We start from the raw sequence: 26,559 nt of genomic DNA on the forward strand, positions 1-26,559 counted from the left end.
ATGGCAATGTTGGACCTGCCCCTGATCTGGGCCGTGATTATCGGCTTTGGTGTGATCATGTACGTGCTCATGGACGGCTTCGACCTGGGCCTCGGCATCCTCTTTCCGTTCGCGCCGGACGAGCAGGCACGGGACGTGATGATGAACTCGGTCGCCCCGGTGTGGGACGGCAACGAGACCTGGCTGGTGCTGGGCGGTGCCGGTCTGCTGGCCGCCTTCCCGCTGGTCTACTCGATCTTCCTGCCGGCGCTCTACATCGGCGTGTTCCTGCTGTTGGCGGGGCTGATCTTCCGGGGCGTGGCGTTCGAGTTCCGCTTCAAGGCGCGCACTTCCCGCTATCTGTGGAACTGGGCGTTCGCCGGCGGCTCCATGGTGGCGTCGTTCGCCCAGGGCTGCGTCGTGGGCGCCTACATCCAGGGGTTTGAGACCCAGAACGGCGTCTACGTGGGCGGCGCGCTGGACTGGCTCACGCCGTTCACCGTGCTCACCGGCCTGGGGCTGATGGCCGGCTACGCGCTGCTGGGCAGCACCTGGCTGATCCTCAAGTCCGAGGGCTATATCCAGGAATGGGCCTACAAGATCACCCGCCCGCTGCTGTTGGCGGTGCTGGTGGTGTTCGCGATCGTCAGTGTGTGGACCCCGTTCGTCGACGAGCTGGTGCGTGACCGCTGGTTCTCCACCATCGAGGTGATCTGGATCTTCCCGGCGCTGGCCCTGTTCTGCGCCTTCCAGATCTTCCGCCACGTGGGCAAACGCAGCGAAGGCATGCCGTTCGTCGCCACCATGGGAATGTTCGGCTTCACCTACCTGGGCCTGCTGGCCAGCCGCTGGCCCTACGTGGTGCCGCCCGAGTACACCCTGTGGGACGCCGCCTCCGCGCCGGAATCCCAGCTCTTCCTGCTACTGGGTGTGCTGTTCGTCATTCCTATCGTGCTGATGTACACGGCATGGTCCTACTGGGTATTCCGCGGCAAGGTGAAGGCCGGTGTCGGCTACCACTGAGGCAACGGCGGACACTCAGACCACCTCCGGCGCCCGCGCCGGGGGTGATGCTTCGATCCCTCGGGAACGGCAGCGTGCAGCCCGGCGCTGGCTGAACGAGCTGGCCGCCGATGCCCGACCCCAGGTACGCCTGGCGGTGATTGGCGGGATGGCCGCGGCCATCGCCATGATCGTTCAACTGGGCCTGACCGCCTGGCTCGCGGCCCAGGTCATCACCGACCACGTTCCCATGGAAACGGCTTTCCCCATTGTCGGCGGCATCCTGCTGGCCATTGCCCTGCGCGGCGGCTTCCAGATTCTGCGGGACAACGCTGCGGCGGCCTCCAGCCGCATCATTCGTCAGCGTGTGCGGCAGGATCTGCTACGCCGCTGGCAGTCGCTGGGGCCGGTCGGCCTGTCCCGGACCAGCGCCGCCACCCTGGCCAGCGAGTGGCTGGAGCAAGTGGAAGCGCTGCACGGCTATTTCGCCCGGTTCCTGCCGCAGATGGTGCTTTCGGTGCTGGTGCCGCTGCTGATCCTGCTGGTGGTTTTGTCGATGGATGGCATTGCCGCCGGCTTCCTGTTGCTGTCCGCACCGCTGATTCCGCTGTTCATGGCGCTCGTGGGCATGGGCGCGGAGCACCTGAACCGCCAGCATTTCGAGACACTGGGCCGGCTGTCAGCGCATTTCCTGGATCGCCTGCGTGGGCTCACCACGCTGCAGCTGTTCGGCCAGACCGAGAAGGCCACCCACGAGGTGGCCGAGGTCAGCGACCGGTATCGCCGCGTGAACATGAAGACCCTGCGGATCGCCTTCCTGTCCTCCGCAGTGCTCGAGTTCTTTTCCTCGGTCGCCATCGCGGTGATCGCCATGTACATCGGCTTCGGCCTGCTGGGTTACATCGACTTCGGCGGCGCCGCCGAGCTGACCCTGTTCACCGGACTGTTCATTCTGCTGCTGGCGCCCGAGTTCTTTCAGCCGTTGCGCCAGCTGTCCCAGCATTATCACGATCGCGCCTCGGCCCTGGGCGCGGCGGACAGCCTGCTGCAACGCCTGAACGCGCAGGAAGGCGTCGCTCCGAAGCCCGTGCGGCCCAGCCAGAGCCAGCCGGTCGCGGCGGCGGGCATCAGGCTGGACCACGTGTCCCTGGCCTTCCCGGATCGCCCGCCGCTGTTCCGCAACCTGTCGCTGACGCTGGACGCCGGTTCGGTGATCGGGCTGGAAGGCCCTTCCGGCAGCGGCAAGTCCACCCTGCTCCACCTGATCGCCGGTTTCGTCGAACCGGACGCGGGCGATGTGCGGGTTTTTGACGAAGCGCCCGGGGCCCGGCCGTTCGGCTGGCTTGGGCAGTCGCCCTTCCTGATGACCGGGAGCTGGGCAGACAACCTGCGCATCGTGGCCCCCAAGGCCGACGACAGCGCGCTGTTGGACGCCCTGAACCGGGCCGGCCTGCGGCCCCTGGTGGACGACCACCCGCAGGGACTGAACGCCCCGGTCTCCGAAGGCGGCGCGGGTCTGTCCGGCGGTCAGCGGCGGCGTCTGGCATTGGCCCGCATTTTCCTGGCGGATTACCCACTGGTGATCCTGGACGAACCCACCGCCGGCCTCGACGAGGAGAGTGAAGCCGAAGTGATCGATGCCCTCAAAACACTGGCGCAGGATGGCCGCACCCTGGTCATGGCCAGCCACCACCCGGCCCTGCTGGCGATGGCGGATCGGGTGATCCGCGTCGAGAAGGGAGGCGTGGCCGATGCGTGATCTCTGGCCCTGGCTCAAGCTGGTCCTGAAACGGCGCGGGCGACTGTTCGTGGGCGGACTGCTGATCCTGCTGACGGTGCTGTCCGCCATCGGCCTGCTGGCCCTGTCGGGCTGGTTCCTGACGGCGTCGGCCATTACCGGCGGCCTGCTGGCTCTGGGTATCAAGGCAACGCTGGACATTTACGCACCCGGCGGCGGTATTCGCGCCTTCGCGATCACCCGCACGGTCGCCCGCTACGTGGAGCGGGTGTTCAACCACGATACGGTGCTGCGGCTGCTGGCCGATCTGCGCGTGCGACTGTTCGCCACGCTATCCCGGCAGTTGCCCCACGAACACCTGTTCAGCCGCGCCTCGGACCGGCTCAGCCGGATGGTGCAGGACATCGACGCCCTCGACAACCTCTACCTCCGGCTGCTGGCGCCGGTGGGCGTGGGCGTCGTGGCGATTGCCGGCGTCGCGGCGCTGGCGTTGCTGGTCAGCCAGGCCCTGGCTCTGTATCTGGCGTTGATCCTGCTGGCGCTGGGCGTGACCGTGACGGCCTTCCTGGCGCTGTCCAACCGGCGGCGCAGCGCGCGGCGGGTTGACGATCTGGAGGCCCTGCGCGGCCACCTGATCGACACCGTCGAAGGCCAGGCCGAGCTGCGGGCCGCCGGCCTGCTGGGCGTGCAGCACAGTCGACTGATGGCCGACGACGATCGCATGATGGGGCCGCAGTACGCGTCCGAGCGCTCAGTGGCGCGCGCCCAGGGCCTGGTGACCTGGGTGCTGCAGGGTGCCTCATTGCTCGCACTGGTGATGGGTTTGATTGCCTTCGAGGCGCAAACGGTCACCGGGCCTGTGGCGATTCTGGTGGCGCTGGCCGTGCTCGGGCTGGGCGAAATCTTCACCGCCCTGCCGCCGGCGTACGCGGACTTTGGCGGCACAGTGGCGTCGGCCCGGCGCCTCAACAATGAAGTGAAGAATGAAACACCGGAGACGTCGCGTTCGCTGCTGTTCGAGCACCCCGGCGAGCTGGCCTGGCGCCAGGTGTCCTACGCCCATGGCGAAAGCGGACCGCTTTTCCGCCAGTTCGATCTGGCGCTCGAACCCGGCGATCACGTGGGGCTGATCGGCACCTCCGGCAGCGGCAAGTCCACCCTGGCGGATCTGGCGGCGGGCCTGCTGACGCCGGACGACGGCGAGATCCTGGTGAACGGCCAGGTCTGCTGGCCTATGGACGGCCTGGGATCCCGGCGTGGCGTGGCCTACCTGACACAGAAAACCCACCTGTTCAACGGGACCTTACTGGATAACCTGAAGATGGCGCGGCCGGACGTGACCGCGGGCGAGATCTGGCATGTGCTGGAAGTGGTGCATCTGGCTGAAGCGGTGGACAGCTGGCCGCTGGGGCTGATGACCTGGGTGGGTGAAGCCGGGCGGCAACTGTCCGGCGGCGAGGCCCGCCGGGTGGCCCTGGCGCGCACGCTGTTGCTGGAGGCGCCGATCGTGATTCTGGATGAGCCCTTCACCGGACTGGATCGCGGCACCGCGGAGAAAGTCTCCGCCGCCCTGGCCATTGAGCTGAGCGGCAGGACCGTGGTCGGACTCGCCCACGATGCCAACGCCCTGCCGCCCATGCACCGGACGATCCCGGTGAATCCGCCGGGCGCGTGAACGCCCAGCCGTGGGCTATTTGCCGTCGATGACCTCGAACGTGAGCCCGGCCTTGGCGGTCAGGCGATCGAGCAGCGGTTGGCCGAGCAGCGATGCCGGTGTCCAGAAACCGCCGGCCTGGCGCTCGCTGGCGTCAATGTCGAAAGCCAGGCACATGGCCGCCTCACCCAGCATCTTGCCGGTGGAGCCATAGCCGGGGTCGCGATCGCCGGTCACCTTGGTGCGGATCAGCTTGCCTTTCTCGGAAATGCCGACGAAGCGCAGATCGTAGAACCCTTCTTCCTGGGCCTTGGGGCTGGGTCCTTCGCCCGGTTTGGGCAGCACGAACTTCTCCAGGGCCCAGCGGGCCGGCCTGATCGCCGTGGCCGCCATGAAGCCACCCAGGCCGGCGGCGATGCCCAGCGCCGTTGCCCGCCCTTTCAGGCCGCGCCCGGTCAGCATGGCTTCGTCGTAGCCGAATTCGCTACCGTAGGCGGCGCCGGTCAGGGCGTTGGTGCGATGCACGACCCGTGTATTGATGGCGCTCATGATGAACGGCGCGGTCCAGGCGCCGTAATCCTCGTCGTATTCCGCGGCCTTGACGTTGTGCTGACGAAGCTTCGGTCGGAACTCGGGCGGGCAGATCGAATACGGGTTGGCCAGTTCCTTGCGCAGTGCGGGATCGGCCAGCGCTTCCTTGGTGACGTTGACCAGGCTGGCCACGGTGCCGCCCGACATGCCGCCCTTGGCCACCTTGACCCGCATCTTCACGGTGTTGCACGGCGTACCGAACCGCTGCTGCGCCTGTTGCTGCAGGAAATACACGCCCAGGTCCGAGGGAATCGAATCAAAGCCGCAGCAGTGCACGATGCGGGCGCCGGTTTCCTTGGCCCGGGCTTCGTACTGCTGCACCATACGGCGGATCCACTGCACTTCGCCGGTCAGGTCACAATAGTCCACGCCGGCCTCGACGCACGCCCGTACCAGGGGCTCGCCGTAGAGCGCGTAAGGGCCGACGGTGGAGATCACCACCCGGGTGCGGGCGCACATGTTGGCCAGCGAGGCCTCGTCCGAGGCGTCGGCCACGACCACCGGCAGCTCCTTGGCGGCGTCGCCCAGGCTCGATTTCAGCGTCACCAGCTTGGGCTCGGAACGACCGGCGATGGCCCATTTCAGTTCGCCGTCCACGCCGTACTGCTGCATCAGGTAACGGCTCAGGATCTGGCCGACGAAACTGGTGGCCCCGAAGACCACAATGTCGAAAGCTTTCTCGCTCATAATGCGTTCATCTCCTGTCATCTATGACTTGAAGTTATTTTTTATCTTTCTGTTTTAACGATTTTTTCAGACCTTCCTCACCAAATCTTGCGGACCACCATGATCTTCATGAACAGCGCCACGCCCAGCCCCCAGAAACCGTTCAGGATGAGGCCGCCGACCCAGGTCTGGGGCGTCACGGGAATGCCTTTGAGGGGGAAGACGACCAGCATGGCGACCGCCGTCGGGCCGATGGCGCCAAGCAGCACGGCGAGGCTCCAGTGCGGCCAGGGCTTGAGGTGACGGATCAGCGCCCAGATCGGAATCGCCCACAGCCCGCCGAAGAAGGCCAGCGACAGGACCGACGGCACGCCCAGCGGCGGCACCGGCGCCAGGTTATAGGGTTCTGCCGGCACCACACCCGCGAGGTAAAAGACGCTGAACAACCCCTGGTGAAAGATCAGCGTTGCCAGTACGCCCGCGATAAAGGCCTTGATCCATTCCATGCCTGCTTTCCTCTGTTGATGGTTCCCGGTTTTCGGTGCGTTATCCGTTCAGTGTGTTCGCAAAGCACCTAGAGCTGCACGTACGCATGGGCAGCCCAGGTGGCTCAGTATATCCGGCCGCGCCGACCCAGCTGATACCGGGCAAACGCCGGCAACGCATCGCATACGGCGGCCAGCACACGATTGAAGCGCCCCGGCACACACACGGCCTTACCCGCCAGCGCGGCCTGCAATCCGATCCGGGCCACCGCGTCCGCATCCTGCCAGAAAATACCCGGCAGGCGGCTCACCTGCTCCCGGGTTCCCTGGACATCGTGGAACTCAGTGTATGTGAAGCCCGGGCACAACGCCGTGACGCGGACGCCCGAACGCCGGAATTCCATGTCGGCGCTTTGCGAGACGTCCAGCAGGTAGCGTTTGATCCCGGTATAAAGCATGCCCGACGGTGGCGGTGCAAACGCGGCCAGTGACGCTACATTGACAATGTTTCCATAACCACGTTCCACCATGCGTTGGCCCAGGCGTATCATAAGCTCTGTCGGCGCGGACACCATGACCTGGATTTCCCGCTGCAGCGTCGCCCAGTCGCTGGCCACCAGACTGGTGCGGGCGGCGAAGCCAGCGTTGTTGACCAGGAAGTCCACCTGCAAATCGTCCCGGTCCAGCGTGTCCAGCAGCGCCTGTACGTGGGCGGGCTCGGCGAGATCTGTCGGAATGACCGTGCACCGGGCCGCAAACCGCTCGCTGAGCGTTTGCGCCAGCGCGTTGAGCCGGTCTTCCCGGCGGGCGGTGAGAATCAGGTCGTATCCGGCCTCCGCGAGGCGGTGGGCAAAGCGTTCGCCGATTCCGGCGGAGGCGCCGGTGACGAGAGCGGTTCGGGGCATGGCGGGTTCCTTCTCAACGGCCTGTTGGATTTCCGGGAATGCAGGTGTGAAACGGCAGTTCGGCCAATCGCAAGGCCGCCCCGGTAACTCACACTGTGCCTGCGTACCCTGTCATGTAACGGGTGCGGAGTGAACACAGCAAGCCATGAATGTGGGGGAATAACAGCATGGAGGTCACGGTTTGACGGTCTTTCTCTTCCTGTGTGTCCTGGCGCTCACCGTCGTCGCAGCCCTGCTGTTTTTCCGGCTGCGCCAACAGGCGCGCCTGCTCGAAGACGCCCGGGAGCGTATCGCCGCCCTGGGGCAGCCGCTGGACGAGAGCCTGGAAGAGCCCTACCTGGTGCTGACCGTACGGGTGCTGGACCCGCTGAGTGTGGCCCGGCGGGAATCCCGTTCGGCGCGCATCATGGCCGACCACATGCCCAACATGATCAGCCGCCGGGTTTATCAGGAAGTCATGCGCGAAGTGGGTGCCGAGCTGACCTCCCGGGGCATCGAGGCGGAAATGAACGTGGAATACCGGTGACAGGAGCCCGCGATCAATGATGACTCTGGCGACGATGATCCTGGTTCTGACCACGGCCCTGATACTGGCCCTGGCCGTACGTGAGGCGCACCGGCAGGAACGCGCGCTGGGCAGACTCAGCCGCTCGCTGGTGGCCGCCGAATCCCCCGTCAAACGCCGGCGCTTCGACTGGATCGAGGCCGATAACCGCCGCCGGCTGCTGCGACAGTCGGTGGAAGAAGGCGCCAGCGCCGTGGAGGTCGTGCACCGTCTGGTCACCACCACCACGTTCGAAGCCATCGACCGGCTTGCCCCCAACGACGTCGTGCGCCAGCGCAGCCAGCGCGCCCGGGAAATCCACGACGGCACCTCCCGCACCGTCTACCGCTCCATCCGCGTGGCCAACCGTCACGTCCATGCCCTGGCCAACGTCATCATCGGCATCAACCGCGGCCGCCTGCGCCGTCCTCGCGACAAACGCTGATCGGGCTTCTCCTTCGGCGACGAACTGCCTAGAATTCCGCACCATCGTGTTTTTTCGGAGACAGTCCGCCATGCCGTACCCGACGGAGTTGCGATCGGTGCTGGGAAGCCTGCGCCGCATCGAATCCAGTAAAGTGTTCCAGACGTCGGTCATTGCCATCATCATCCTCTCGGCACTGACCATCGGCGCCAAGACCTATGATCTGCCGGAACTGGTCGAACAGTCGCTGCTGTTCCTGGACAGCGCGATCACCGTGTTCTTCCTGCTGGAGATCGTGTTCCGGTTCATCGTCTACCCGGACAAAAAACGCTTCCTGCTGGACGGCTGGAACCTCTTCGACACCATCGTCGTCGTGGGCAGCCTGGTGCCGCTGGACAATTCCGACGCCGTATTGCTGGGCCGGCTGCTGCGGGTGTTCCGCGTGTTGCGTCTGGTGTCGGTAGTGCCGGAGCTGCGTTTCCTGATCAACTCCCTGCTCAAGGCCATCCCGCGCATGGGCTACATCGCCCTGCTGATGTTCATCATCTTCTACATCTACGCCGCGATGGGCTCGCTGTTCTTCGCCAGGATCAACGAGGAGCTCTGGGGCGATGTGGCGGTGGCCATGCTGACGCTGTTCCGGGTGGCGACGTTCGAGGACTGGACCGACGTCATGTACGAAACCATGTCGGCCTACCCGCTGAGCTGGCTGTTCTACCTGACGTTCATCTTCCTGACCGCGTTCGTGTTCCTGAACATGATGATCGGCGTGATCCTGGAAGTGATGAGCGCCGAGCACAACAGCCGCGAAGCCGAGCAGGCGCACCGCGAACGGGACGACATGGCCCGCAAGCTGGACGACGTGCAGCAGCAGCTGAACGGTCTCACGGAGATGCTGAACAACCGACTGCCCGCCGATCCTGGCGGCGAGCAACGGCATCGGGGCTGACGCGTGCGCTTTTGCGCAGCCGCTCAATTGTTAACCGCTCGGCAGCGGCGTACAATGACAAATGACGACATCAAGTTCGCCATATGGCGGAGGCTGACATGACGGGTAAAGCGCAACTGGAAGAAAGCAACGTCGCATCGGGCGGCAAACAGGCAAGCGGGACCGCCGGGGTCTCGCCCGAGGAATTTGCCCCCAACGCCGGCAAGTTCGTGATCAAGCCGTCGGCCGGCTCCGGCAAGAGCGCGGCCAAGGGCGGCGTGGCTTCCATCGCGCGGGTTCGCAAGGGCGTCGGCGTCGCCACCCTGGAGCGCCTGAAAGCCAAACTGGCGATTTCCGACCGGGAGCTGGCGCGGCTGCTGCGGGTGTCCGAGCGGACCCTGGACCGCCGCCGTCAGGAGCGCAAGCTCGACACCGACCTGTCCGATCACACGGTGGCGCTGCTGGACATTTTCTCGGCCACGTTAAAGCTGTTTGAAGGCAACGAGGCCGCCGCCCGGCGCTGGCTCAAGTCCCCGGAACGGGCCCTGGGTAACAAAATGCCGATGGAGCTGATCGAACTGGAGGCCGGCCGCAATGTCGTCAAGGACCTGATCGGCCGCCTGGAGCACGGCATCTTTTCATGAAGTTCGTCCGGATCACCAAGAGCCGGCACCGGGACACCGCCTTTTCCGGCGAAGGTGCGCGGCTCTATGGGGGCCGGTGGAACGACAAGGGCCATCCGGCGGTCTATCTGGCGGACAGCATCGCCCTCGCCCAGCTTGAAATCCTGGTCCACCTCAAGTCCGAGGATTCGCTCAAGGACTACGTCCTGCTCGAAGTGGATGTGCCGGACACGCTCATCGCGTACCTCGACGACGAGGACTACCCGCAGGACTGGAACGACCTGGAACCCCAGGCGTCGACGAAGGACATCGGCACCGCGTTTCTTGAGCAGCAGTCGGCTGTAGCCCTGGTCATTCGCTCCAGCGTCGTGCCGCAACAATTCAACGCCCTGTTCAATCCCGAGCACCCCGAGGCAAAAGCCGTCAGCGCCGCCGCCCGGGCCATACCGATGGATTTTGATCCGCGCCTGGTCCCACGCAACAGCGACTGATCCGCCGGCTATTTCTCCAGCGCCACCCGCAATCCCGATGTCCGCGTCACGCCCCGGCCGATCGCTTCCCGGAAGACACCGTCGTCCGGCACCAGCAGGCTGAACCAATGCCGCGCCCGGGTGATGCCGGTGTAGACCAGTTCACGGGTCAGCACCGGGTTGCTGCGCTCGGGCAGGACCAGGCAGGTGTGCACGAACTCGGAGCCCTGGGATTTGTGCACGGTCATGGCGTAGACCGTCTCCACCGCATGCAGGCGGCTGGGCAGCACCCACTTGATGCGACCGCTGCCGTCGTTGGCGGGAAAAGCCACCCGTAGCAGCGGCCGTTCACCGGGCGCGGTGGGCAGTGCCAGGGTAATGCCGATATCACCGTTCATCAGGCCCACGCTGTAGTCGTTGCGGGTGACCAGCACCGGTCGGCCGGCATACCAGCTCTCCGTCGCGGGAATCAGTCCCGCCTCGTGCAGGGCGCCGGCCACCTGTTCGTTCAACCCTTCCACGCCATAGGTACCGCGCCGGAGGGCGCACAGCATCTGGAACTGGTTGTGGGCTCGCAGCACCTCGCGGGCCCAGGCGTCGAGCGCTGCCTGCTCGGCCCCGAACGCCGGGCGCGTTTCCCGCATCCGCGTCAGGTAATGGGCGTACCCGACCGGTGGTGGCATGTCCTGGCCACGGTCCTGTCGACCTTCGCCGGCGTTGGGAAACGCCTCGGGGCTGCCGGTCACGCCCTGGCGGCGAATGGTCGCGGCCGGGTCCCGGGGCACCGGCACCCGCGCGATGTCCGGGTAGCCCGCGTCGAACAGCCGCGACACGTCCGCCGGCGAGGTGCTCTGCCCGGCCCGATTAACCGCCGTCGCCAGTTGGCCGATGCCGCTGTGGGCATCGAAGCGGTAGCTGTGGCGCAGCAGCGTGATGCCCTGCTCCAGGTCGCCGCCGGCGGCATCCACATACTGTGCGTCGATGCGCTCGCCGGCCACCCGGTTGAGCCAGTCGGCGGTTTGCGGCCAGTAGCCGCCCTCGCCCGCGCGCTGGCACAGATCGCCCAGCACCGCGCCGGCATCCACCGAAGCGAGCTGGTCTTTATCCCCCAGCAGGATCAACTGGGCGTCCTCGGGCAGCGCATCCAGCATCTGGGCCATCATCTCCACGTCCACCATGGACGCCTCGTCGATCACCAGTACATCCAACAGCAGTGGGTTCTGGCGGTTGTGCCGGAAATGCCGCGAGCCGGGAATGCTGCCCATCAGCCGGTGCAAGGTGGTGACTTCGGTGAGGATCGCGCGGCGCAGGCGTTCGGCGTCGCCGAAAGCGTCCAGGTCGAGGCTGTCCACCGCGCCGGCGATGGATTCGTTGAGCCGGGCCGCGGCCTTGCCGGTGGGCGCCGCCAGGCGGATGATCCGCTCCCGGGCGCCCTCGCCCTGGCTCAGCGCCACGTGCTGCAGCGCAGCCAGCATGCGCACCACGGTGGTGGTCTTGCCGGTCCCGGGCCCACCGGTAATCACGCTGAAGCCGCGCCGGGCGGCGTTGGCGCAGGCCACGCGCTGCCAGTCGGTCGTTTCCCCCGAGCCGGCCGGGCCGAACAGCCGCGTCAGCGCGTCGCTCAGGTGGCCGGCTTGCGGGGAATCCGCCGCTTGCAGGGCCGTTTGCCGCTGCAGGCGGGCAGCGATATGGCGAGCGATGGTCCGTTCGTACTGCCAGTAGCGCCGCAGGTACAGGCGCAGACCGTCCCGCACCAGCGGTCGGCTGTCATCCTCGTCCGCCGCTTCCCCTTTGGCCACGAGCAGAGGGTGCTCAAGCGCCCGATCCCATTCCGCCTCGGCCACGCCCAGCAGCACTTCCGATGGCAGAAGCCGGTTCTCCGGCGCCTCCTCGTTTTCTGGTGGCAGCGACAGCAAGGCGTCGTAGCCCTGGCGGTTCAGCGTCGCCAGGTCCAGGCACACATGCCCCCGGCCCAGCTGGTGCGAGGCCAGCGCCACCGCCATCAGCAGCAGCGGGTCCGCCGGTTGCCCGGCCTGTTGCGCCTCGCGGGCCAGCAGTTGTACCAGCGACAGATCGAGCGGTCGCAGCCACTCCATGTCGACCCATTGCTGCAGGATCCTCTGCACGGTGTCGGCATCGGCCAGCGGCGACGCATCGAAGGCGAAGGTCTGTTGCGGGCGTTCGTCGGTCATAGGCTGTCCGCCGTCTCCTTGTTGAGGGTCTCGCCCCGGAACAGTCGATCAAGCGCCTCAATTAATGCTTTGGGCGGCCGCTCGCTGTAGACGCCCCGGGACTCGGCGCCATTACCACGCAGGAACATGTAGACAGCACCGCCGATGTGGGCGTCGTAGTCGTAATCCGACAGCCGGGAGCGCAACAGACGATGCAGGGCCAGCAGGTAGAGGCAGAACTGCAGGTCGTAGCGGTGCTCGGCGATCACCTCCGCCAGGGCCCCCTCGTGGTAGTCCTCGTCCCGGGTGCCGATGAAGTTGGACTTGTAGTCGGCCACGTAGTAGCGCCCGCCGTGCTCGAACACCAGGTCGATAAAGCCCTTGAGCATGCCGTTGACGGTCATGGGCGAGGCTTGCGGGCGCGAGCGTCCGTCCAGGGTGTGCTGGCGCACCAGCGCGTCCAGTCGCGGGATATCCAGATCGCGGCTGGCCATCCAGAACTCCATCTCCGGCACCATCAAGGGCTCGTCGGTCAGCGTCAGCGTGCCCTGGCTGCCATCGGGCTGCACCGGCAGCGGCAGATTCGCCTGGACCAGGTCGGTCAGCCAGTGGCCCAGCGGTTGCGCCCAGGGGCCACAGCCGCGGATGTCGCAGCGCCGTACCAGCATCTCCTGCAGCGCTTCGGGCTCGTTCACCACGCTGCTGAAACCACTGTCGGCCGCCCACTCCAGCAGGCCGTGCAGGAAAGTACCGGGCCCCGCGCCGCGGTAGAAGCGATGCAGCCGCCGCTCGCTGGCACTGGGCTGACGCAGTGGTCGCCAGCCTGCCAGGGCCAGGTCGCGCTCCTCGGCGAGGCGCTCGGCGTCGGCGGTTTCCGGTTCGGGGCCGGGCGCGCTGAACTCCGTCTCCGGCTCGAGCGTGCTGGGCTGCTGGTAGCGGATGGCGGAGTAACTGGCGATCCACCAGTGCTCGCCCGGCTGGCGTGCCGGCACCCGCGCCGGGCCCGGTATGGGCGCGGTCGGTGGCGTATAGCGGGTATCAACCGGCTCGGGTTCTGCTTCCACACGGATGGCCGCGTGGTCGCCGGCCAGGGCCTGCAGCGCGCTTCCCCAGTCGCCGGCCTCGCCATCGTAGCCGCTCAGCACGGCCAGCGCGCTCTGGGGCGTTTCCTTGCCCAGCAGCGGCGCGCCCATCCAGGTGGCGTAGCGCGCGCGGGTCAGGGCCACGTAGAGCTTGCGGATGTCCTCGCCCAGGCGCTCCTCGTCGGCGGCGGCAATGACCTCCGCGTCGGGCTTGAAGGTGAGCCGGATGTGACCACGCTCGTCGTGCCAGCGGATCGGCAGACGCGACGGATTGACCGGCCGGGCGGCGGAGGCGAACGGCAGGAACACCAGCGGGTATTCGAGGCCCTTGGATTTATGGACGGTAACCACCTGCACCAGGTCAGCGTCGCTTTCCAGCCGCACCTGGCGAGTGTCGGCATCGGCGGACGGGTCGGCGATCATTTCGGCAAAATGCCGGATCAGCGCCTGTTCGCCGTCCACCTGCTGGCTGGCCTGCTGCAGCAGCTCGGCGATGTGCAGCACGTCGGTCAGCGCGCGCTCGCCGTTGGGTTCGCGGAGCAGCCGGGCCGGTACCTCGAACGCGCTCAGCATGCGCCGGATCATGGCCAGCACGCCCTTCTGCTGCCAGATGCGGCCAAACGTGCGGAAACGTTCGATCTCGGCTTCCCAGGCCAGTTCGTCCTGGCGCAGACGATCCAGTTCGGCCCAGTCCAGATCCAGGGTTGAGCTGGCCAGCGCCGCCCGCACCGGGCGCTCTCGTTCGGGCTCGGCGCAGGCCTCCAGCCAGAGCAGCACGTCCTGGGCCTGGACGGTGTCCAGCACCGAGGCACGATCCGACAGGTAAACGCTCTTCACCTGACGCTCGCCCAGCGCCGTTCGCACCGCGTCCGCTTCGCGACCGGTGTTGACCAGGACCGCGATATCACCGGCCGCGAGCGTCTGGATGTCGCCCGAGGCGTCGCGGAACCCCGCCAGGCCGTCGCGGCCCAGGTTGAGCAGGCGCACGATCTCGCTGGCACAGGCCTGGGCGGATCGGGCGGTGGCGTCGGCCTTGTTGCCTTCGGGATCGCTGTACCAGACCGTCAGGGCCGGCGGAGACTCGCCGTCGACCACGAAATCTTCCTTGCGCCCCTGGGCCTCCACCGGGTTGAACGGCAGCGGGTTGTTGCCGTCCGGCGAGCGGAACAGGAAGGCGCCGCGCGGGGACGTGGCGTCGGCGTGCTCGAACACGCGGTTGCTGGCCTCGACCATCGCCCGGGCCGAACGGAAGTTGCGCGCCAGCGTGTAGTGGCGGCCGGCGGTGGCCAGGCGCGCCTTCAGGTAAGTGTGGATGTCGGCGCCCCGGAACGCGTAGATGGCCTGCTTGGGGTCGCCGATCATGAAGAAACCGGTTTCCGCGACGTTGTCGGCCACGTTATAGACGGCGTCGAAGATGCGGTACTGCACCGGGTCGGTGTCCTGGAATTCGTCGATCAGCGCCAGCGGGAACTGCTGCCGGATCGCCCGCGCCAGGCGCTCGCCGCCCTGCCCCTGCAATGCCGCATCCAGACGGCTGAGCAGATCGTCGAAGCCCATCTCGGCGCGGCGCTGTTTCTCACGCTCCAGGCGCTGACGGCTCCACTGGGCCGCGTGGCGAATCAGCGCTTCTCGGGGGATCTCCCGTTCGCGTTCGGCGGCCAGGGCCTCAACGATGGCCACCAGCGGCGCATCCACCGGCGGCGCGCCTTTCTTCCAGCAGGCTTCGACGCCGGCCGATGTCAGTTTTTCCCAGACCTTGTCGCTGACGCCTGGCAACGCCATGCCGTCGGCCTGGGCCCATTCCGCGAGCCCGGCCAGCCAGCCTTCCAGCCAGTCGGCACGCAGCTGGCGACCGTTGATATGCCCGGCGGTCTTGGCCTGCTGGAATCGCTCGCGAAAATCCTCGATCGCCTCGCTCAGCTCGCCGCGCGCCCGCTGGAACAGGCTCGCCCGTTCCGCCATGGCCGGCTCGATCAGGGCTTCCGGCGAGGCGTAGACGGCCTCCCCGTCGTCCGGCGCCGACAGCAACGGGCGCACGGCGTCGTGCAGGTCATCCGGCGTGCGCAGCTGTTGCAGATAGGTCTCCACGCCCGCCACCGACAGCGGATTGACGAAGGTGCGCCAGTAGTCGCGAACTACATCGGCCTGGAGCTCCGAGTGGTCGGTCTCCAGGCTCTGGTGGAACAGGCCGCCGCTGTCGAAGGCGTGTTCGCGCAGCATCCGGTAGCACCAGCTGTGGATGGTGTGCACGGCGGCTTCGTCCATGGATTCCGCAGCGAGTTCCAACAAGCGCGCGTTAGAGGCCCACAGGGCGTCGTCGCAGGCGTTGCGCAGGCGCTTGAGTGGGTCGGTCTCGTTCGCCCGCATCGTCGCATCGATGCCGGCCGGATCCTCGCGGAACAACTGCGCGGCTTCGGCCAGCCGGGCGCGGATCCGGTCGCGCAGTTCCTTGGTGGCGGCTTCGGTGAAGGTCACCACCAGGATGTCGCGGGGCGTCAGGCTGTGCCCCACCTCGGCGATGGGCGCATGGCCGAGCACCGCGCGCACGTACAGCAGCGCGATGGTGAAGGTCTTGCCGGTGCCGGCACTGGCCTCGATCAGGCGGCTGCCGTGCAGCGGAAAGGTTAACGGGTCCAGGCGGTTGTCGGTCATGGCGTGTCCTTGGCCGCGCGCGCACTCGCACTGGAGGCGCCGTGGACGTTGTCGCGGATGGGGCGATACAGACGGTCTACCAGCCGTGCGAATTCGCCGCTCTGCGAGAGGCCGTCGAAATCGGGATACAGGCGTTGCAGGTAGGCGCTTTCGTCCGCCTCGCCGGTGGACTTGAACTGGGATTCGTAGGCGCCCCGCGCGGCCCGCTGCATGGCGTCCTCGCCCTTGTTCTCCGCGCCCAGCCAGGCAAAGGCCGTCTTCGGCGCGACCGGCAGCGGCGTGCGATGGGCGTCGAGCCACAGCTGCATCATGTCCTGCAGGCGGGCCTCGGCGGCCGAGGCGTCCGAGCCGGTAAAGGCCACGTCGCCGGCCTGGCTCAGAACGTGGGTCGTCACCGGTCCGCGCACCGCGTTGGCGGCCAGATGGGTCACCCAGGGGCGCAACAGCTGGTGCCAGCGGTAGCGTCGATCCGGGCTGGTCAGGTTGCTGCTGCTCAGGTGCACCTGGATGCGCTCACCCTGCCCGTCCACCCGCAGGTCACGCACCCAGTCTTCCAGCCAGAGCGTGTCGTCGCCCACCTCGATGGACAGGCGCAGCGGTGTCAGCGCTTCGACCTCCGGGAAGGCCGCAAGCTTCGCCTGATAGCGGTCGAACAGTTCCGGCAGCGGCGCGATGGCCTGGCGCACCTGCAGATCCGCCAGGCTCTCCGACAGCGCCAGCTCGCCGCGGCCGATGGCCCGCTGGGCCGTCTCCAGCAACCGGGCCGGCAGGTTCTCGCGGTCGTCGGTCTGGCGCAGGACGCCCTGGATCAGGGTATCGGTCAGTTTCCAGCGAGCCAGGCCATCCAGCACGATGGGTTCCTCGTCCTCGCTCTCCAGTTCGTTGCGCTCGAAATAGACCCCCAGGCGCTGCTGGAAGAACACCGCCACGGGCTGGCGCAGACATTGGCTCAGCTGCACCAGGCTCAAGGGCTGTTCAAACACGCTGGCCGGCAGGCTGTCGAGACTGGGCAACGAGGCCGGCTCGATCGGTGCGTCCCGGTCCAGCGCCGCGCGCCATTCCCGGGCGAACGTGAACAGAGAGGCGTCGTCCCGGAAGTAATGGGTGCTGAACGGTTGCAGCGGGTGCTCGGTAGTCAGGGCGTGGGTCAGAGCCGGCCCGCCTTCAGGCACCGGCCGGATCGTGTCGATGTGGTCGCGGAGCTGCGCGACCAGCACGGACGGCGGGCGTTCGGAATTATCGTGGATGCTGCGGCCGATCCAGCTGATGTAGAACTGGTCCCGCGCCGACAGGAACGCCTCCAGGAACAGGAAGCGGTCGTCCTCACGCCGGGACCGGTCGCCGGGGCGGTAATCCCGGGCCATCAGGTCGAAATCCATGGGCGGCTGGGTGCGCGGGTAGTCCCCGTCGTTCATGCCCAGCAGGCACACGCGCCGGAACGGGATGGCCCGCATCGGCAGCAACGTGGCGAAATTGACCTTGCCCGCCAGGAAGCGCTGGCTCAGGCCGCCCTGATCGAGCTGTTCCAGCAACACGTCGCGCACCACGTGCAGCGGCAGCGGTGTATCCAGTTGCGCCTCGTGGCAGGCGTCGAGCCATTGTTCGACGGCGGTTTCCAGTTGGGTGAACAGCAGCACGTCGTCGCCTTCCGGCTCTTCAAAGAAATCCCGCAGCAGCTGGTTGAGGATGCCCGCCCACTCGTCCGGCGTGCGCGCTTCCCGCAGGCGCGCCCAGTATTGCTGCAATTGCTCGAGGAACAGGTTGAGCTGGCCGGCCAGGCGGCTTTCCAGACCGCCCACTTCGCTGAATGGTTCAATGCCCTGCCAGGCGCCGCCGTCACCGGTGGCGTAGCCCAGCAACATGCGCTGCAAACCGAACAGCCAGCTGTTGCGGAACAGGCCCTCGGGGAGATCCAGCGACGCCCGGTGCGCATCGTCCAGCCCCCAGCGAATGTTGGCGCCGCGAATCCAGTCGTGCAGCTGCGGCAGGTCGTCCTCGGTCAGGCCGAAGCGGTGGCGCAGGGGCGCGACGTCGAGCAGGTCCAGCACGTCGCTGACACCCAGCCGGGACTCGGGCAGCGACATGAGCGCTTCCAGTGCCACCAGGACCGGGCTCTGGTGACGCTGGCCCTGGTCGGAAATCGTGTACGGGATGTAGCGATCGTCGTCCGGGTCCAACTGGCCGAACACCGCCTCGATGTGCGGCGCGTAGGCGTTGATGTCCGGCACCATGACGATGATGTCCTGGGGCTTGAGGCTGTCGTCGGCGCTGAACGCGGCGAGCAGCTGATCGTGCAGCACTTCCACTTCGCGCAACGGGCTGTGGGTGCTGTGGAACACGATGGAGGTGTCGTTGCTGTTGCTCTCAGCGTTGCGCGTTGCCTCGTGAACCGGGTTCAGGTCGAGGATGTCGTTCTGCAGCTGGTTGAGCAGGCTATCGCCGTCGCTGGGGCGGAACAGGTCCACCCGGTCCAGCCAGTGGGCGTAGTGCTCGGGCGCGTCGTAGCCGTCCAGCAGGCGGATGTAGTCGCGCCCCTGCTTGCCCCAGGCGGCCAACAGCGGCTGGGCGTGGAGGTGCAGGTTATGGTCGTCGAGGGTGGACGGCGTCCCGGGTTTGCGGTCGCGGCGGCGGCGCTCGGCGCGCAGCAGGTCCTTGTCCTCGATGATGTCCGCCCAGTGGTACTGGCACGGGTTATGGACGCAGAGGATCACCTGACAGCACTGCCCCAGGGCGCTGAGCACGTCCAGGGTCTGTTGCGGCAGGGAGGACAGCCCGAACACGATCACCCGGCGCGGCAGGCCCCGAGGCCGGTTGCTGTCGTTCAGGGTGCGTGCGGTTTCCAGGAACCGGGTGTGGACTTCGGCACGGCTGGTGTTGGCGACGCTGGCCTCGATGTCGTCGATAAGATGCCGCCAGAGCGCCGGTTGCCAGCGCTGTTCATCGGGCACCGGCTTGGTGTCGTTACCGGGCACGCGGATCAGGTCCTCGCCGCTCGCCCAGTCGTCCAGCCAGTCGGCGCGATACACCTGGTACTGGTCAAACAGGTCGGCCACTCGCTCGGCGAGCTGGTACTGGCGCCGCTCCGCCTCACTGCCCTGCAGGAATCGCTGCAGGGGCTCGAACACCGGCTCGTCGGCCAGCTCGGGGATCAGGCGCAGCAGGCGCCAGGTCATGCGGTCCTTGTCGAACGGCGACTGCTCGGGCACCTGGTCTTCGCCCAGCACCGTCCGGTAGACGTTCCAGAGGAAGCGCGACGGCAGGGAAAATTCCATGGCGGCGGCAATGCCGTTGCCCGGCAGTTCCGGGTCGTCCGCATCCCGCGCCAGGGCCAGCTTGAGCCACTGGGCGATGCCGTTGGAGTGAACCAGGAACACTTCGTTTTCCAGGGGCGCCAGGGGGAACTTGCGAATCAGCTCCACGGTGACCGCGCGCAAGTCTTCGAGCTTGTTGGCGTGAATCACCTGAAAGCCGGTGGGCAACGCTGAACGGTTAACTGCCTGCATCGTCATTCCCTGGAATCCGCGCGCTACCGAATCAGCCGGGCGGAGTGGTTTCTGAAAACGTCGCCCATTGTCGGAAATCTGTCGCGCCAGCACAAACTGAAGAAACCATAATAAAGCCGTCATGCGCCTGCAAATCAACTGCTTGGCCATCATAGTTCACGTGGCAACGGCACTCACGGTTTGTGGTTACTGAATTCCTGTGCAACGTTGAAAGAACGTTAATGACGTTCAGCGCCGTCCGGATATCGCATCGGACAGCAAGGAGGAACCGTTATGTTGTATTGGGCACTGGTTTGTTTGGTGATTGCGATCATCGCCGGCGTACTGGGATTTGGCGGGATTGCCGGAACCGCGGCGGGCTTTGCCAAGATCCTGTTCTTTATTTTCCTGGTACTGCTGGTGATCTCGGTGTTGGCGAATCTGTTTCGGGGTCGGGGGCCAAGGCCATAAATTGCGAGAAGCGAATGGCCTGCGCCTCGCCTCAATGACGGCAGCAACCGGGAGACCGGCAAGGATCAACAGTCGGTAAACGATGTCTTCGGGAGTCTTCAGGAAAAATTGGAGGCGCGGGTCGGAATCGAACCGGCGTCGACGAGCGGACCTACATGCCCCCTTCCTTCGAACGCGGCAAATTAATAGACGGTTTTTACCCGGAAGCTTTCTTGATGGTCTCCGAGATTAGTTTTGCCACCTCTGTGACCTGCTCCTCATCAGAGAATCTACCAACACTTAAGCGAAGACAAGACGAAGCCCGTGTATCGGACAACCCTATGGAGCTCAGAACATATGAAGCCTGAATGATCCCGCTATTGCAGGCGGAGCCAGTTGACGCACAAACCTTAGGCTGCAGCTTATTGATTAGGAATTCAGCGTCCTTGCCAGGAAACTCAAGGTTAAGATTGCCGGGGTGTCTATCATTCGGATCACCGTTGATGGTGAATTCGACTCCTGCTTTCCGAAGTTCGTCTAACATGAGCGCTGAAAGCTCGCTCAGCCTCAATCGATTTTGGGCACCTTCTCTTTGCACGATTGAAGAGGCCATACCAAACCCCACACAAAGCGGTGTTGGCAAAGTCCCGGAACGCATCCCATCTTGCTGTCCCCCACCGTGAATGAGTGGTGGCAACTCCGCTTTTATCGAGGAATCGATAAACAGCGCTCCGATGCCTTTGGGGCCATAAATTTTGTGAGCTGAGAGGCTCAGAAGATCTACCCCTAAGTTCATGATATCAATATCAAAAGCTTCCGGAGCCTGCGCGGCATCACAGTGAAACAATGCCCCAACCTCATGTGCTTTGCGGGATAATTCACTGATATTCTGGATGGTTCCTATTTCGTTGTTCACCGCCATTACGCTAACGAATAGCACATCTTCCGTCAGCAAATTTCTGTACGCGGATTGATCAACTTTTCCAGACGAAAGCACGGGTATTTCTCGGACTTTGCAACCGTGTTGCTTTGCAAAAAAGTCGGCTGCTTCTTTTACGCACTTATGCTCGATAGCGCTTATCAAAATCGTCTTCCGATTCGTTGTATTGGCTGCAACGACGCCAAAAATCGCGTGGTTATTAGACTCTGTTGCGCCAGAAGTGAAGAGCACCTCCTCTGGAGAGGCTCCAATCAGCGAAGCAACGTCAAGTCGCGATGTTTCAACCGCATCCAAACCCTTCCAGCCAAGAACGTGATTAGATGAATGTGGATTACCAAAGGAGTCTGTAAAATGCGGCAGCATCGCCTGCACAACCCGCTGATCAGTTGGCGTAGTTGATTGATAATCAAGGTAAATTGAATCAGAAACGCGCATATCACCCTCGCTGACCAATAATTCAACTGGATACTGTCTCCAGTTCAATATTCCGTTGACCTTACGTTTGCCCACCATTATTGTCGATACTGGAGAGACGATCCAGGGGAAAAAATGTTTAACAGTCCACTCTACACATCCGGATACCAACCACAATTCTCCGGCCATGAAACCTTCCCAATGCGCTACGGATGGCTCAAAAAAGCGTACGATGCCGTGAAAGCCTCTCAAGAGAGCGCACACGACCACTCAGTTTTCAATGACGAAGGCGCTATCGCAAGGTTTGGCGTGGGCAAAAATATGGTTGCCTCGATTCGGCATTGGGCAACGCAATGCGACGTCATCAAGCCGGGCAATAAAGGTAATCAGGCAGAAGTCAGCGAAATCGGAAAAAAAATATTTGATGACAATGGGTTAGATCCATATATGGAGTATCCATCCACCCCATGGTTACTTCACTGGAAGCTGGCATCTAACAAGAAACTGACCACTTGGTTCTGGGTCTTCAGCCACTTCCCAACAGACAGCTTTGAACGGGACAACATCGTTCAGGCTCTCGAAAAACTCGGCAACGAGCAAGCTTGGTCCAGAATGTCCAAATCTACCATCAAGCGTGATGTAGAGTGCTTTGTTCGAACCTACGCTGCCAAACCAGCAGCCGGGAAGCAAACCCATGAAGACACCATGGAGTCTCCGCTGACCGAGCTGAGCCTTCTTAAAGCGATCGGCAAGAAAGATGGGTTCCGTGTCGTTCGTGGCCCGAAGGCGACACTGAGTGATGGGGTCTTTGCCTACGCAGTCGTCAGTTTTTGGAACAGCTTTTCAACAGCGAATACCATTTCCCTCGAGGCGCTCGCACACCAGCCGGGTTCACCCGGGAAGGTCTTTCAGTTAAGCGAGGACGATTTAACCGATCGACTAACCCGCATCGAGACGGCGACCAATGGACAATTAAAGTGGTCCGAAACCGCCGGCCTGAAACAGCTCGTTCGATCTGAAAAAATGCCCGATCAAGATGCGCTTCAATTAATCGACATCGACTACCAAGGCGAATACGAAGGAAAGGTTGCCTAATGCCGCTTTCAGACACCGTTTACGTTGAGAGGCGTTTCCAGCGCTCCATTCGGATCGACACCGACTTACAGAATCCCGACGCTCTTACCGGCTTTATCTGTCCTGAGTCTTCGGCCGCTGTTCTTTCAACGATGGCTACCCATATTACAGAGAGTGAACAGGCGGCATTTACCTGGACCGGCCCATACGGCAGTGGAAAATCAAGCCTCGTTATTGCATTGAGCGCACTCACCGCTAAGAGTAAGGCCCAACGTGATCAAGCAAAGCGTGCAGTTGGCGCATCAACCGCTCAAAAGGTCTGGAGCGCCCTTCCAGCTGGAAAACAAGGCTGGACTACGATCCCCGTAGTCGGACAAAGAGCCTCTGCTCGAAAGGTTATCGGGGAAGCACTCATTCAAAATAGGTTAGCCTACCTGGAACCGGATGAGGGTTGGGACGATACTAATATCGTCCAAACCCTTCTAAACGCGGCAAACAATATACCCGGTAGATCCGGGCTGATTCTGTTCATTGACGAAATGGGCAAATTTCTCGAAGCAGCCGCACGTGATGGCTCGGATCTGTACCTATTCCAGCAACTAGCCGAGATCGCTTCGCGCTCTGGCGGCAAGCTGGTCGTCATCGGTATTCTCCACCAGGCCTTCGCAGAGTATGCCAATCGTCTGTCTCGTGACGCACGGGATGAATGGTCGAAAATTCAGGGCCGCTTCGTAGACCTCGCGGTCAACACCGCTGGCGAAGAGCAAATCGAACTATTAGCCCGAGCGATTCACTCTGATCACAATGCAAAAGCCGTTGGACATGAGTCGGCCGTTACCGCAGATACCATCCGCTCACACAAGCCTGGCGTGAGTGAGAATCTCGGAAACATGCTTGAAAACACCTGGCCTTTGCATCCGGTTGTCGCTGCCCTACTCGGCCCAATTTCTCGCCGGCGTTTCGGGCAGAACCAACGGAGCCTCTTCGGTTTTCTGAACTCTGCGGAGTCTAATGGCTTTCAAGACTTTCTTAGAGGAGCCAATGGCGAGGAAACATACACCCCTAGTCGACTATGGGATTACCTCAGAGTTAACCTAGAGCCGTCGATCATTGCTTCACCGGATGGCCATCGTTGGGCCATGGCGGCAGAAGCCTTGGATCGCTGTGAGGCCAATGGTGGGAGCCCTATCCACATCGAACTACTCAAGACTATTGCAGTCTTGGACCTCTTCCGTGAACGTTCAGGCCTGTATCCCAGCCAAGAACTCCTGTACACCGCGGTAGGTGCTAACGTAAAAACCATCGATTCCTCGCTTGAGGACCTGCGGCGCTGGTCCTTCGTTATCTATAGAAAGCATCTCAACTCCTACGCGATCTACGCTGGAAGTGACTTCGATATTGAGTCTGCCATCGAGCAAGCCCTGCAGGAAGTTCAAGACGTCAATTTCGAAACCCTGCACCGCATGGCTGGCATGCAACCTATTCTTGCCAAACGTCATTATTTCGAAACCGGTGCGCTGAGGTGGTTTGACGTGCAACTTGGTTCTTTGACGGCGGCAATCTCCAACGCGACGCAGTTCGTCCCACATCAGGGAACAATGGGCCTTTACCTGTTAGCACTTCCGACAGAGGGCGAAGATCGTCAGAGCGCGCGTACCCGTTGCAAGGAAGCCTCGAAGAAGGCTGCGAAGGACAGTTTAAACGTTATTGTAGGCTTCCCCCTTCAAGCTTGGACCATCATAGAGCTTGCTAAAGAGCTAAAAGCTCTCGAAAAAGTGCGCGAGGAACATACAGAAATCCAGGGCGACCTGGTTGCCCACAAAGAGGTGAGAAGCCGACTCATTGCGCTGCAAAATCAGCTAGAAGCCGAGCTTCAGCAAGCAATGCTGAATGCCGTCTGGTTTGAAAACGGGAAAGAACTGGAGCGCATGACTATCAGGGCACTCAACAACAAGGCGTCCGATGTTGCGGAATCCCTCTACCCAGATACTCCACGAATCAGAAACGAACTTCTGAATCGAACCAAACCATCCAGTAGCGCCATTGCCGCACAGAATGCGCTGCTCAAAACCATGGCCTCTAACCTCGGAGACACACGACTCGGCATCAGCGGCTACCCGGCTGAGGGCGGCTTATTCGAGTCGTTGCTCGAACACACCAAGCTTTATGGGCGTGTAGGGTATGCCTTCGACTTTGTTAAACCGAGCTGGGAACAAGACCCCGCGAGGCTGCATCCCTCCTGGAGAAAGGCTGAAGAGTACTTAGAAGAAAACTCAGACCGCTCTGTTGGCATCGACGAACTTTACGAGATCTGGGAAGCCCAACCCATTGGCCTGAAACGTGGCCTGATGCCCGTGCTCGCCGTTGCATTTATCCTCTCGCAGCGCAGCAATCTCGCCTTTTATCGCGAAGGCATTTTCCAGCCCCTGTTTACTGATTTGGATGTCGACTACCTGGCAAAAGACCCGGCCTCCATCCAAGTAAGGTGGATGGACCTCAGTCACATGTCGAAGGGCCTCCTTTCCGGCCTGGCTGAAGTCGTCCGTGAACTGGACCAGGAAAACCAGCTCAAAGAGCTAGCGCCTATCGACGTCGCCCGCGGCTTGGTCGCGATCTTTGATCGCCTTCCGAATTGGACCAAGCGAACCCAGAGACTTTCTGCTACCGCTATGAAGGTCCGGACTATTTTCAAGCATGCGAGCGATCCGAACCAGCTGCTTTTTTCCGACCTACCTGGGGTCCATAAATCAAATGCCGATATCCAGAATGAAGATGTAGCAAATGCGGTTATCACAACCGTTCGCGAGGCTATGAAAGAGCTGGTCGACGCCTATCCCAAAATGCTGGAGCGCATGTCGAGTATTTTGCTAACAGAACTGCAGGTTCCCAGCGACTCACCTCAGGCTCTTAGCGAGCTTCGAGCCCGAGCAGAAAACATCAAGCAAATGTCTGGTGATTTCCGGCTTGATGCATTCACTAACCGGATTGCAAGGCTAGACGGCACTAACGAATCTATTGAAGGTGTAGGCAGCCTGGCCGCTAATAAACCACCCAGAGATTGGGTAGACGCCGATCTCGATTCGGCGTTCATCGAAACAGCAGCACTGGCACAAAAGTTTGTCAGAACGGAGTCCTACGCCCGGGTTCAGGGCCGCAAAGATAAACGCCACGCCATGGCCGTCATCATTTCAAAAGACGGGCAGCCGAAACCAATGGAAGCGGACTTCCAAATAACGGAAACCGATCGCCCAAAAGTCGATGAACTGGTATCACGACTAAGGGAATCTGTGCAATCCAACAACTCCAACAAAAAAGCTGTAATTCTGGCGGCTCTTGCTGAGTTGAGCAGTGAATACATGAACCTAGCGACCGACACCGAACAATTGAGTTTTTTGGAGGAAACCGATGTCACAGCATGAGAAACACGTGCTCGGCCTTTCAGGTGGCAAGGACAGCGCGGCGCTGGCAATCTATATGCGCCAAAATTATCCGGAACTAGACATCGATTACTTTTTTACTGACACCGGCAAAGAGCTTCCCGAAGTTTACGAGTTTCTTGGAAAACTTGAAGGATTCCTTGGGAAACCTATTTTAAGACTCAATCCAAATCGCGATTTCGATTACTGGTTGAAACAATACAACAACTTTTTACCGTCAGCTCAGACCCGCTGGTGCACGCGCCAACTCAAGCTAAAGCCTTTCGAAGATTGGATTAAACCATTCCTTGAGGAAGGTATTACGGTACACAGCTATGTCGCGATTCGGGCTGATGAACCCTATCGCGAGGGTTATAACGCCAAGCAGGACAACCTTAAGATTCACCTTCCCTTCAAAGATGATGGAATCGACAAGCCTGGCGTAGCTGAAATCCTGGAAGGCTCTGGATTAGGCTGGCCCAAATATTACGAGTGGAGGTCACGGAGCGGCTGCACATTCTGCTTCTACCAGCAGAAAATTGAATGGGTACGCCTGAAAGAACGTCACCCTGAAGCGTTCGAAGAGGCCAAGAACTATGAAAAGGATGCTCTCGAACATGGCTCACCTTTCACTTGGAGCCAAGGAGAATCTCTGGACGAGCTAACCAAGCCTGAACGGATTCGGCAGATAAAGGAGGATTACGAGAAGCGGCTTTTGAAGATCAGAGCGAACAAACGGCAGAATCCGTTGCGACCAGAGTCAGAGTTGATTGATATCGACGATGTGTATGGTCAGCCGAAGTTCTGTGTGGCTTGTCATAAATAATAATGTGACAAGTTAACGCCTCTATTAGCAAAAATGCGGCGCG

At 62.7% G+C, this 26,559-nt stretch carries 19 protein-coding genes; 12 read left to right on the forward strand and 7 right to left on the reverse strand.

Features of this window, described 5'->3' with window-relative positions:
* Genes cydB through cydC form a run of 3 tightly spaced genes read left to right on the forward strand, consistent with a single transcriptional unit; the run spans position 1 to position 4,394 of the window.
* The gene (gene cydB / locus GQB00_RS02915) at positions 1 to 1,002 is read left to right on the forward strand and encodes a cytochrome d ubiquinol oxidase subunit II (RefSeq protein ID WP_111496181.1); all 1,002 of its coding nucleotides are present in this window, start codon (positions 1 to 3) and stop codon (positions 1,000 to 1,002) included.
* Positions 986 to 2,740, forward strand: a complete 1,755-nt coding sequence (gene cydD / locus GQB00_RS02920; protein WP_323127235.1) for a thiol reductant ABC exporter subunit CydD — start codon at positions 986 to 988, stop codon at positions 2,738 to 2,740. Before cydB ends, cydD begins: the two co-directional genes overlap by 17 nt.
* Entirely contained in the window at positions 2,733 to 4,394 is a 1,662-nt protein-coding gene (cydC, locus tag GQB00_RS02925) for a thiol reductant ABC exporter subunit CydC (protein WP_165855163.1), read from the forward strand. The genes cydD and cydC overlap by 8 nt, the downstream gene beginning before the upstream one ends.
* A 15-nt stretch (positions 4,395 to 4,409) precedes the next feature.
* Here the strand turns inward: cydC and GQB00_RS02930 are convergent, their stop codons facing one another.
* From GQB00_RS02930 to GQB00_RS02940, 3 genes are all read right to left on the reverse strand, one after another.
* Positions 4,410 to 5,651, reverse strand: a complete 1,242-nt coding sequence (locus GQB00_RS02930; RefSeq protein WP_165855164.1) for a saccharopine dehydrogenase family protein — start codon at positions 5,649 to 5,651, stop codon at positions 4,410 to 4,412.
* 77 nt (positions 5,652 to 5,728) lie between these two features.
* A complete protein-coding gene (locus GQB00_RS02935) occupies positions 5,729 to 6,136 on the reverse strand; it encodes a hypothetical protein (protein ID WP_111496178.1) in 408 nt (135 codons plus the stop codon).
* A gap of 104 nt (positions 6,137 to 6,240) precedes the next feature.
* Entirely contained in the window at positions 6,241 to 7,020 is a 780-nt protein-coding gene (locus GQB00_RS02940) for an SDR family NAD(P)-dependent oxidoreductase (protein WP_165855165.1), read from the reverse strand.
* A gap of 181 nt (positions 7,021 to 7,201) precedes the next feature.
* Between GQB00_RS02940 and GQB00_RS02945 the strand changes: the two genes are divergently transcribed.
* From GQB00_RS02945 to GQB00_RS02965, 5 genes are all read left to right on the forward strand, one after another.
* Positions 7,202 to 7,546, forward strand: a complete 345-nt coding sequence (locus GQB00_RS02945) for a hypothetical protein (protein ID WP_165855166.1) — start codon at positions 7,202 to 7,204, stop codon at positions 7,544 to 7,546.
* Between the two features lie 16 nt (positions 7,547 to 7,562).
* The gene (locus GQB00_RS02950; RefSeq protein WP_165855167.1) at positions 7,563 to 8,009 is read left to right on the forward strand and encodes a hypothetical protein; all 447 of its coding nucleotides are present in this window, start codon (positions 7,563 to 7,565) and stop codon (positions 8,007 to 8,009) included.
* Positions 8,010 to 8,079: 70 nt separating this feature from the next.
* Positions 8,080 to 8,937, forward strand: coding sequence for an ion transporter (locus GQB00_RS02955; RefSeq protein WP_111496174.1), 858 nt, complete (start codon positions 8,080 to 8,082; stop codon positions 8,935 to 8,937).
* Positions 8,938 to 9,035: 98 nt separating this feature from the next.
* Positions 9,036 to 9,560, forward strand: coding sequence for an antitoxin Xre/MbcA/ParS toxin-binding domain-containing protein (locus GQB00_RS02960; RefSeq protein WP_165855168.1), 525 nt, complete (start codon positions 9,036 to 9,038; stop codon positions 9,558 to 9,560).
* Positions 9,557 to 10,030, forward strand: coding sequence for an RES family NAD+ phosphorylase (locus tag GQB00_RS02965; protein ID WP_165855169.1), 474 nt, complete (start codon positions 9,557 to 9,559; stop codon positions 10,028 to 10,030). Before GQB00_RS02960 ends, GQB00_RS02965 begins: the two co-directional genes overlap by 4 nt.
* A gap of 8 nt (positions 10,031 to 10,038) precedes the next feature.
* Here GQB00_RS02965 and recD read toward each other — a convergent pair whose 3' ends face one another.
* Genes recD through recC form a run of 3 tightly spaced genes read right to left on the reverse strand, consistent with a single transcriptional unit; the run spans position 10,039 to position 19,423 of the window.
* Complete coding sequence (recD, locus tag GQB00_RS02970) at positions 10,039 to 12,201, reverse strand: exodeoxyribonuclease V subunit alpha (protein ID WP_165855170.1); 2,163 nt, start codon at positions 12,199 to 12,201, stop codon at positions 10,039 to 10,041.
* Positions 12,198 to 15,914 (reverse strand): exodeoxyribonuclease V subunit beta, encoded by a 3,717-nt coding sequence (recB, locus tag GQB00_RS02975; RefSeq protein WP_165855171.1) that lies wholly within the window; start codon positions 15,912 to 15,914, stop codon positions 12,198 to 12,200. The genes recD and recB overlap by 4 nt, the downstream gene beginning before the upstream one ends.
* On the reverse strand, positions 15,911 to 19,423 hold the full coding sequence (gene recC / locus GQB00_RS02980; RefSeq protein ID WP_207950594.1) for an exodeoxyribonuclease V subunit gamma: 3,513 nt from the start codon (positions 19,421 to 19,423) through the stop codon (positions 15,911 to 15,913). The genes recB and recC overlap by 4 nt, the downstream gene beginning before the upstream one ends.
* A gap of 267 nt (positions 19,424 to 19,690) precedes the next feature.
* Here recC and GQB00_RS02985 point away from each other — a divergent pair, with 267 nt between their 5' ends.
* On the forward strand, positions 19,691 to 19,867 hold the full coding sequence (locus GQB00_RS02985; protein WP_111496168.1) for a DUF1328 domain-containing protein: 177 nt from the start codon (positions 19,691 to 19,693) through the stop codon (positions 19,865 to 19,867).
* Positions 19,868 to 20,063: 196 nt separating this feature from the next.
* Here GQB00_RS02985 and GQB00_RS02990 read toward each other — a convergent pair whose 3' ends face one another.
* On the reverse strand, positions 20,064 to 21,389 hold the full coding sequence (locus GQB00_RS02990) for a cysteine desulfurase family protein (protein WP_228276653.1): 1,326 nt from the start codon (positions 21,387 to 21,389) through the stop codon (positions 20,064 to 20,066).
* Between the two features lie 12 nt (positions 21,390 to 21,401).
* Here GQB00_RS02990 and GQB00_RS02995 point away from each other — a divergent pair, with 12 nt between their 5' ends.
* The 3 genes from GQB00_RS02995 to GQB00_RS03005 are packed head-to-tail and all read left to right on the forward strand — an operon-like array spanning position 21,402 to position 26,516.
* On the forward strand, positions 21,402 to 22,295 hold the full coding sequence (locus tag GQB00_RS02995; protein ID WP_266096033.1) for a DUF4007 family protein: 894 nt from the start codon (positions 21,402 to 21,404) through the stop codon (positions 22,293 to 22,295).
* A complete protein-coding gene (locus tag GQB00_RS03000; protein ID WP_165855174.1) occupies positions 22,295 to 25,693 on the forward strand; it encodes an ATP-binding protein in 3,399 nt (1,132 codons plus the stop codon). Before GQB00_RS02995 ends, GQB00_RS03000 begins: the two co-directional genes overlap by 1 nt.
* Positions 25,680 to 26,516, forward strand: coding sequence for a phosphoadenosine phosphosulfate reductase family protein (locus tag GQB00_RS03005; RefSeq protein WP_165855175.1), 837 nt, complete (start codon positions 25,680 to 25,682; stop codon positions 26,514 to 26,516). The genes GQB00_RS03000 and GQB00_RS03005 overlap by 14 nt, the downstream gene beginning before the upstream one ends.
* Positions 26,517 to 26,559: the final 43 nt, after the last annotated feature.

Origin of the sequence: Marinobacter sp. JSM 1782161, from assembly GCF_011421605.1 — a bacterium.
Taxonomy (GTDB): Bacteria; Pseudomonadota; Gammaproteobacteria; order Pseudomonadales; family Oleiphilaceae; genus Marinobacter_A; species Marinobacter_A bohaiensis.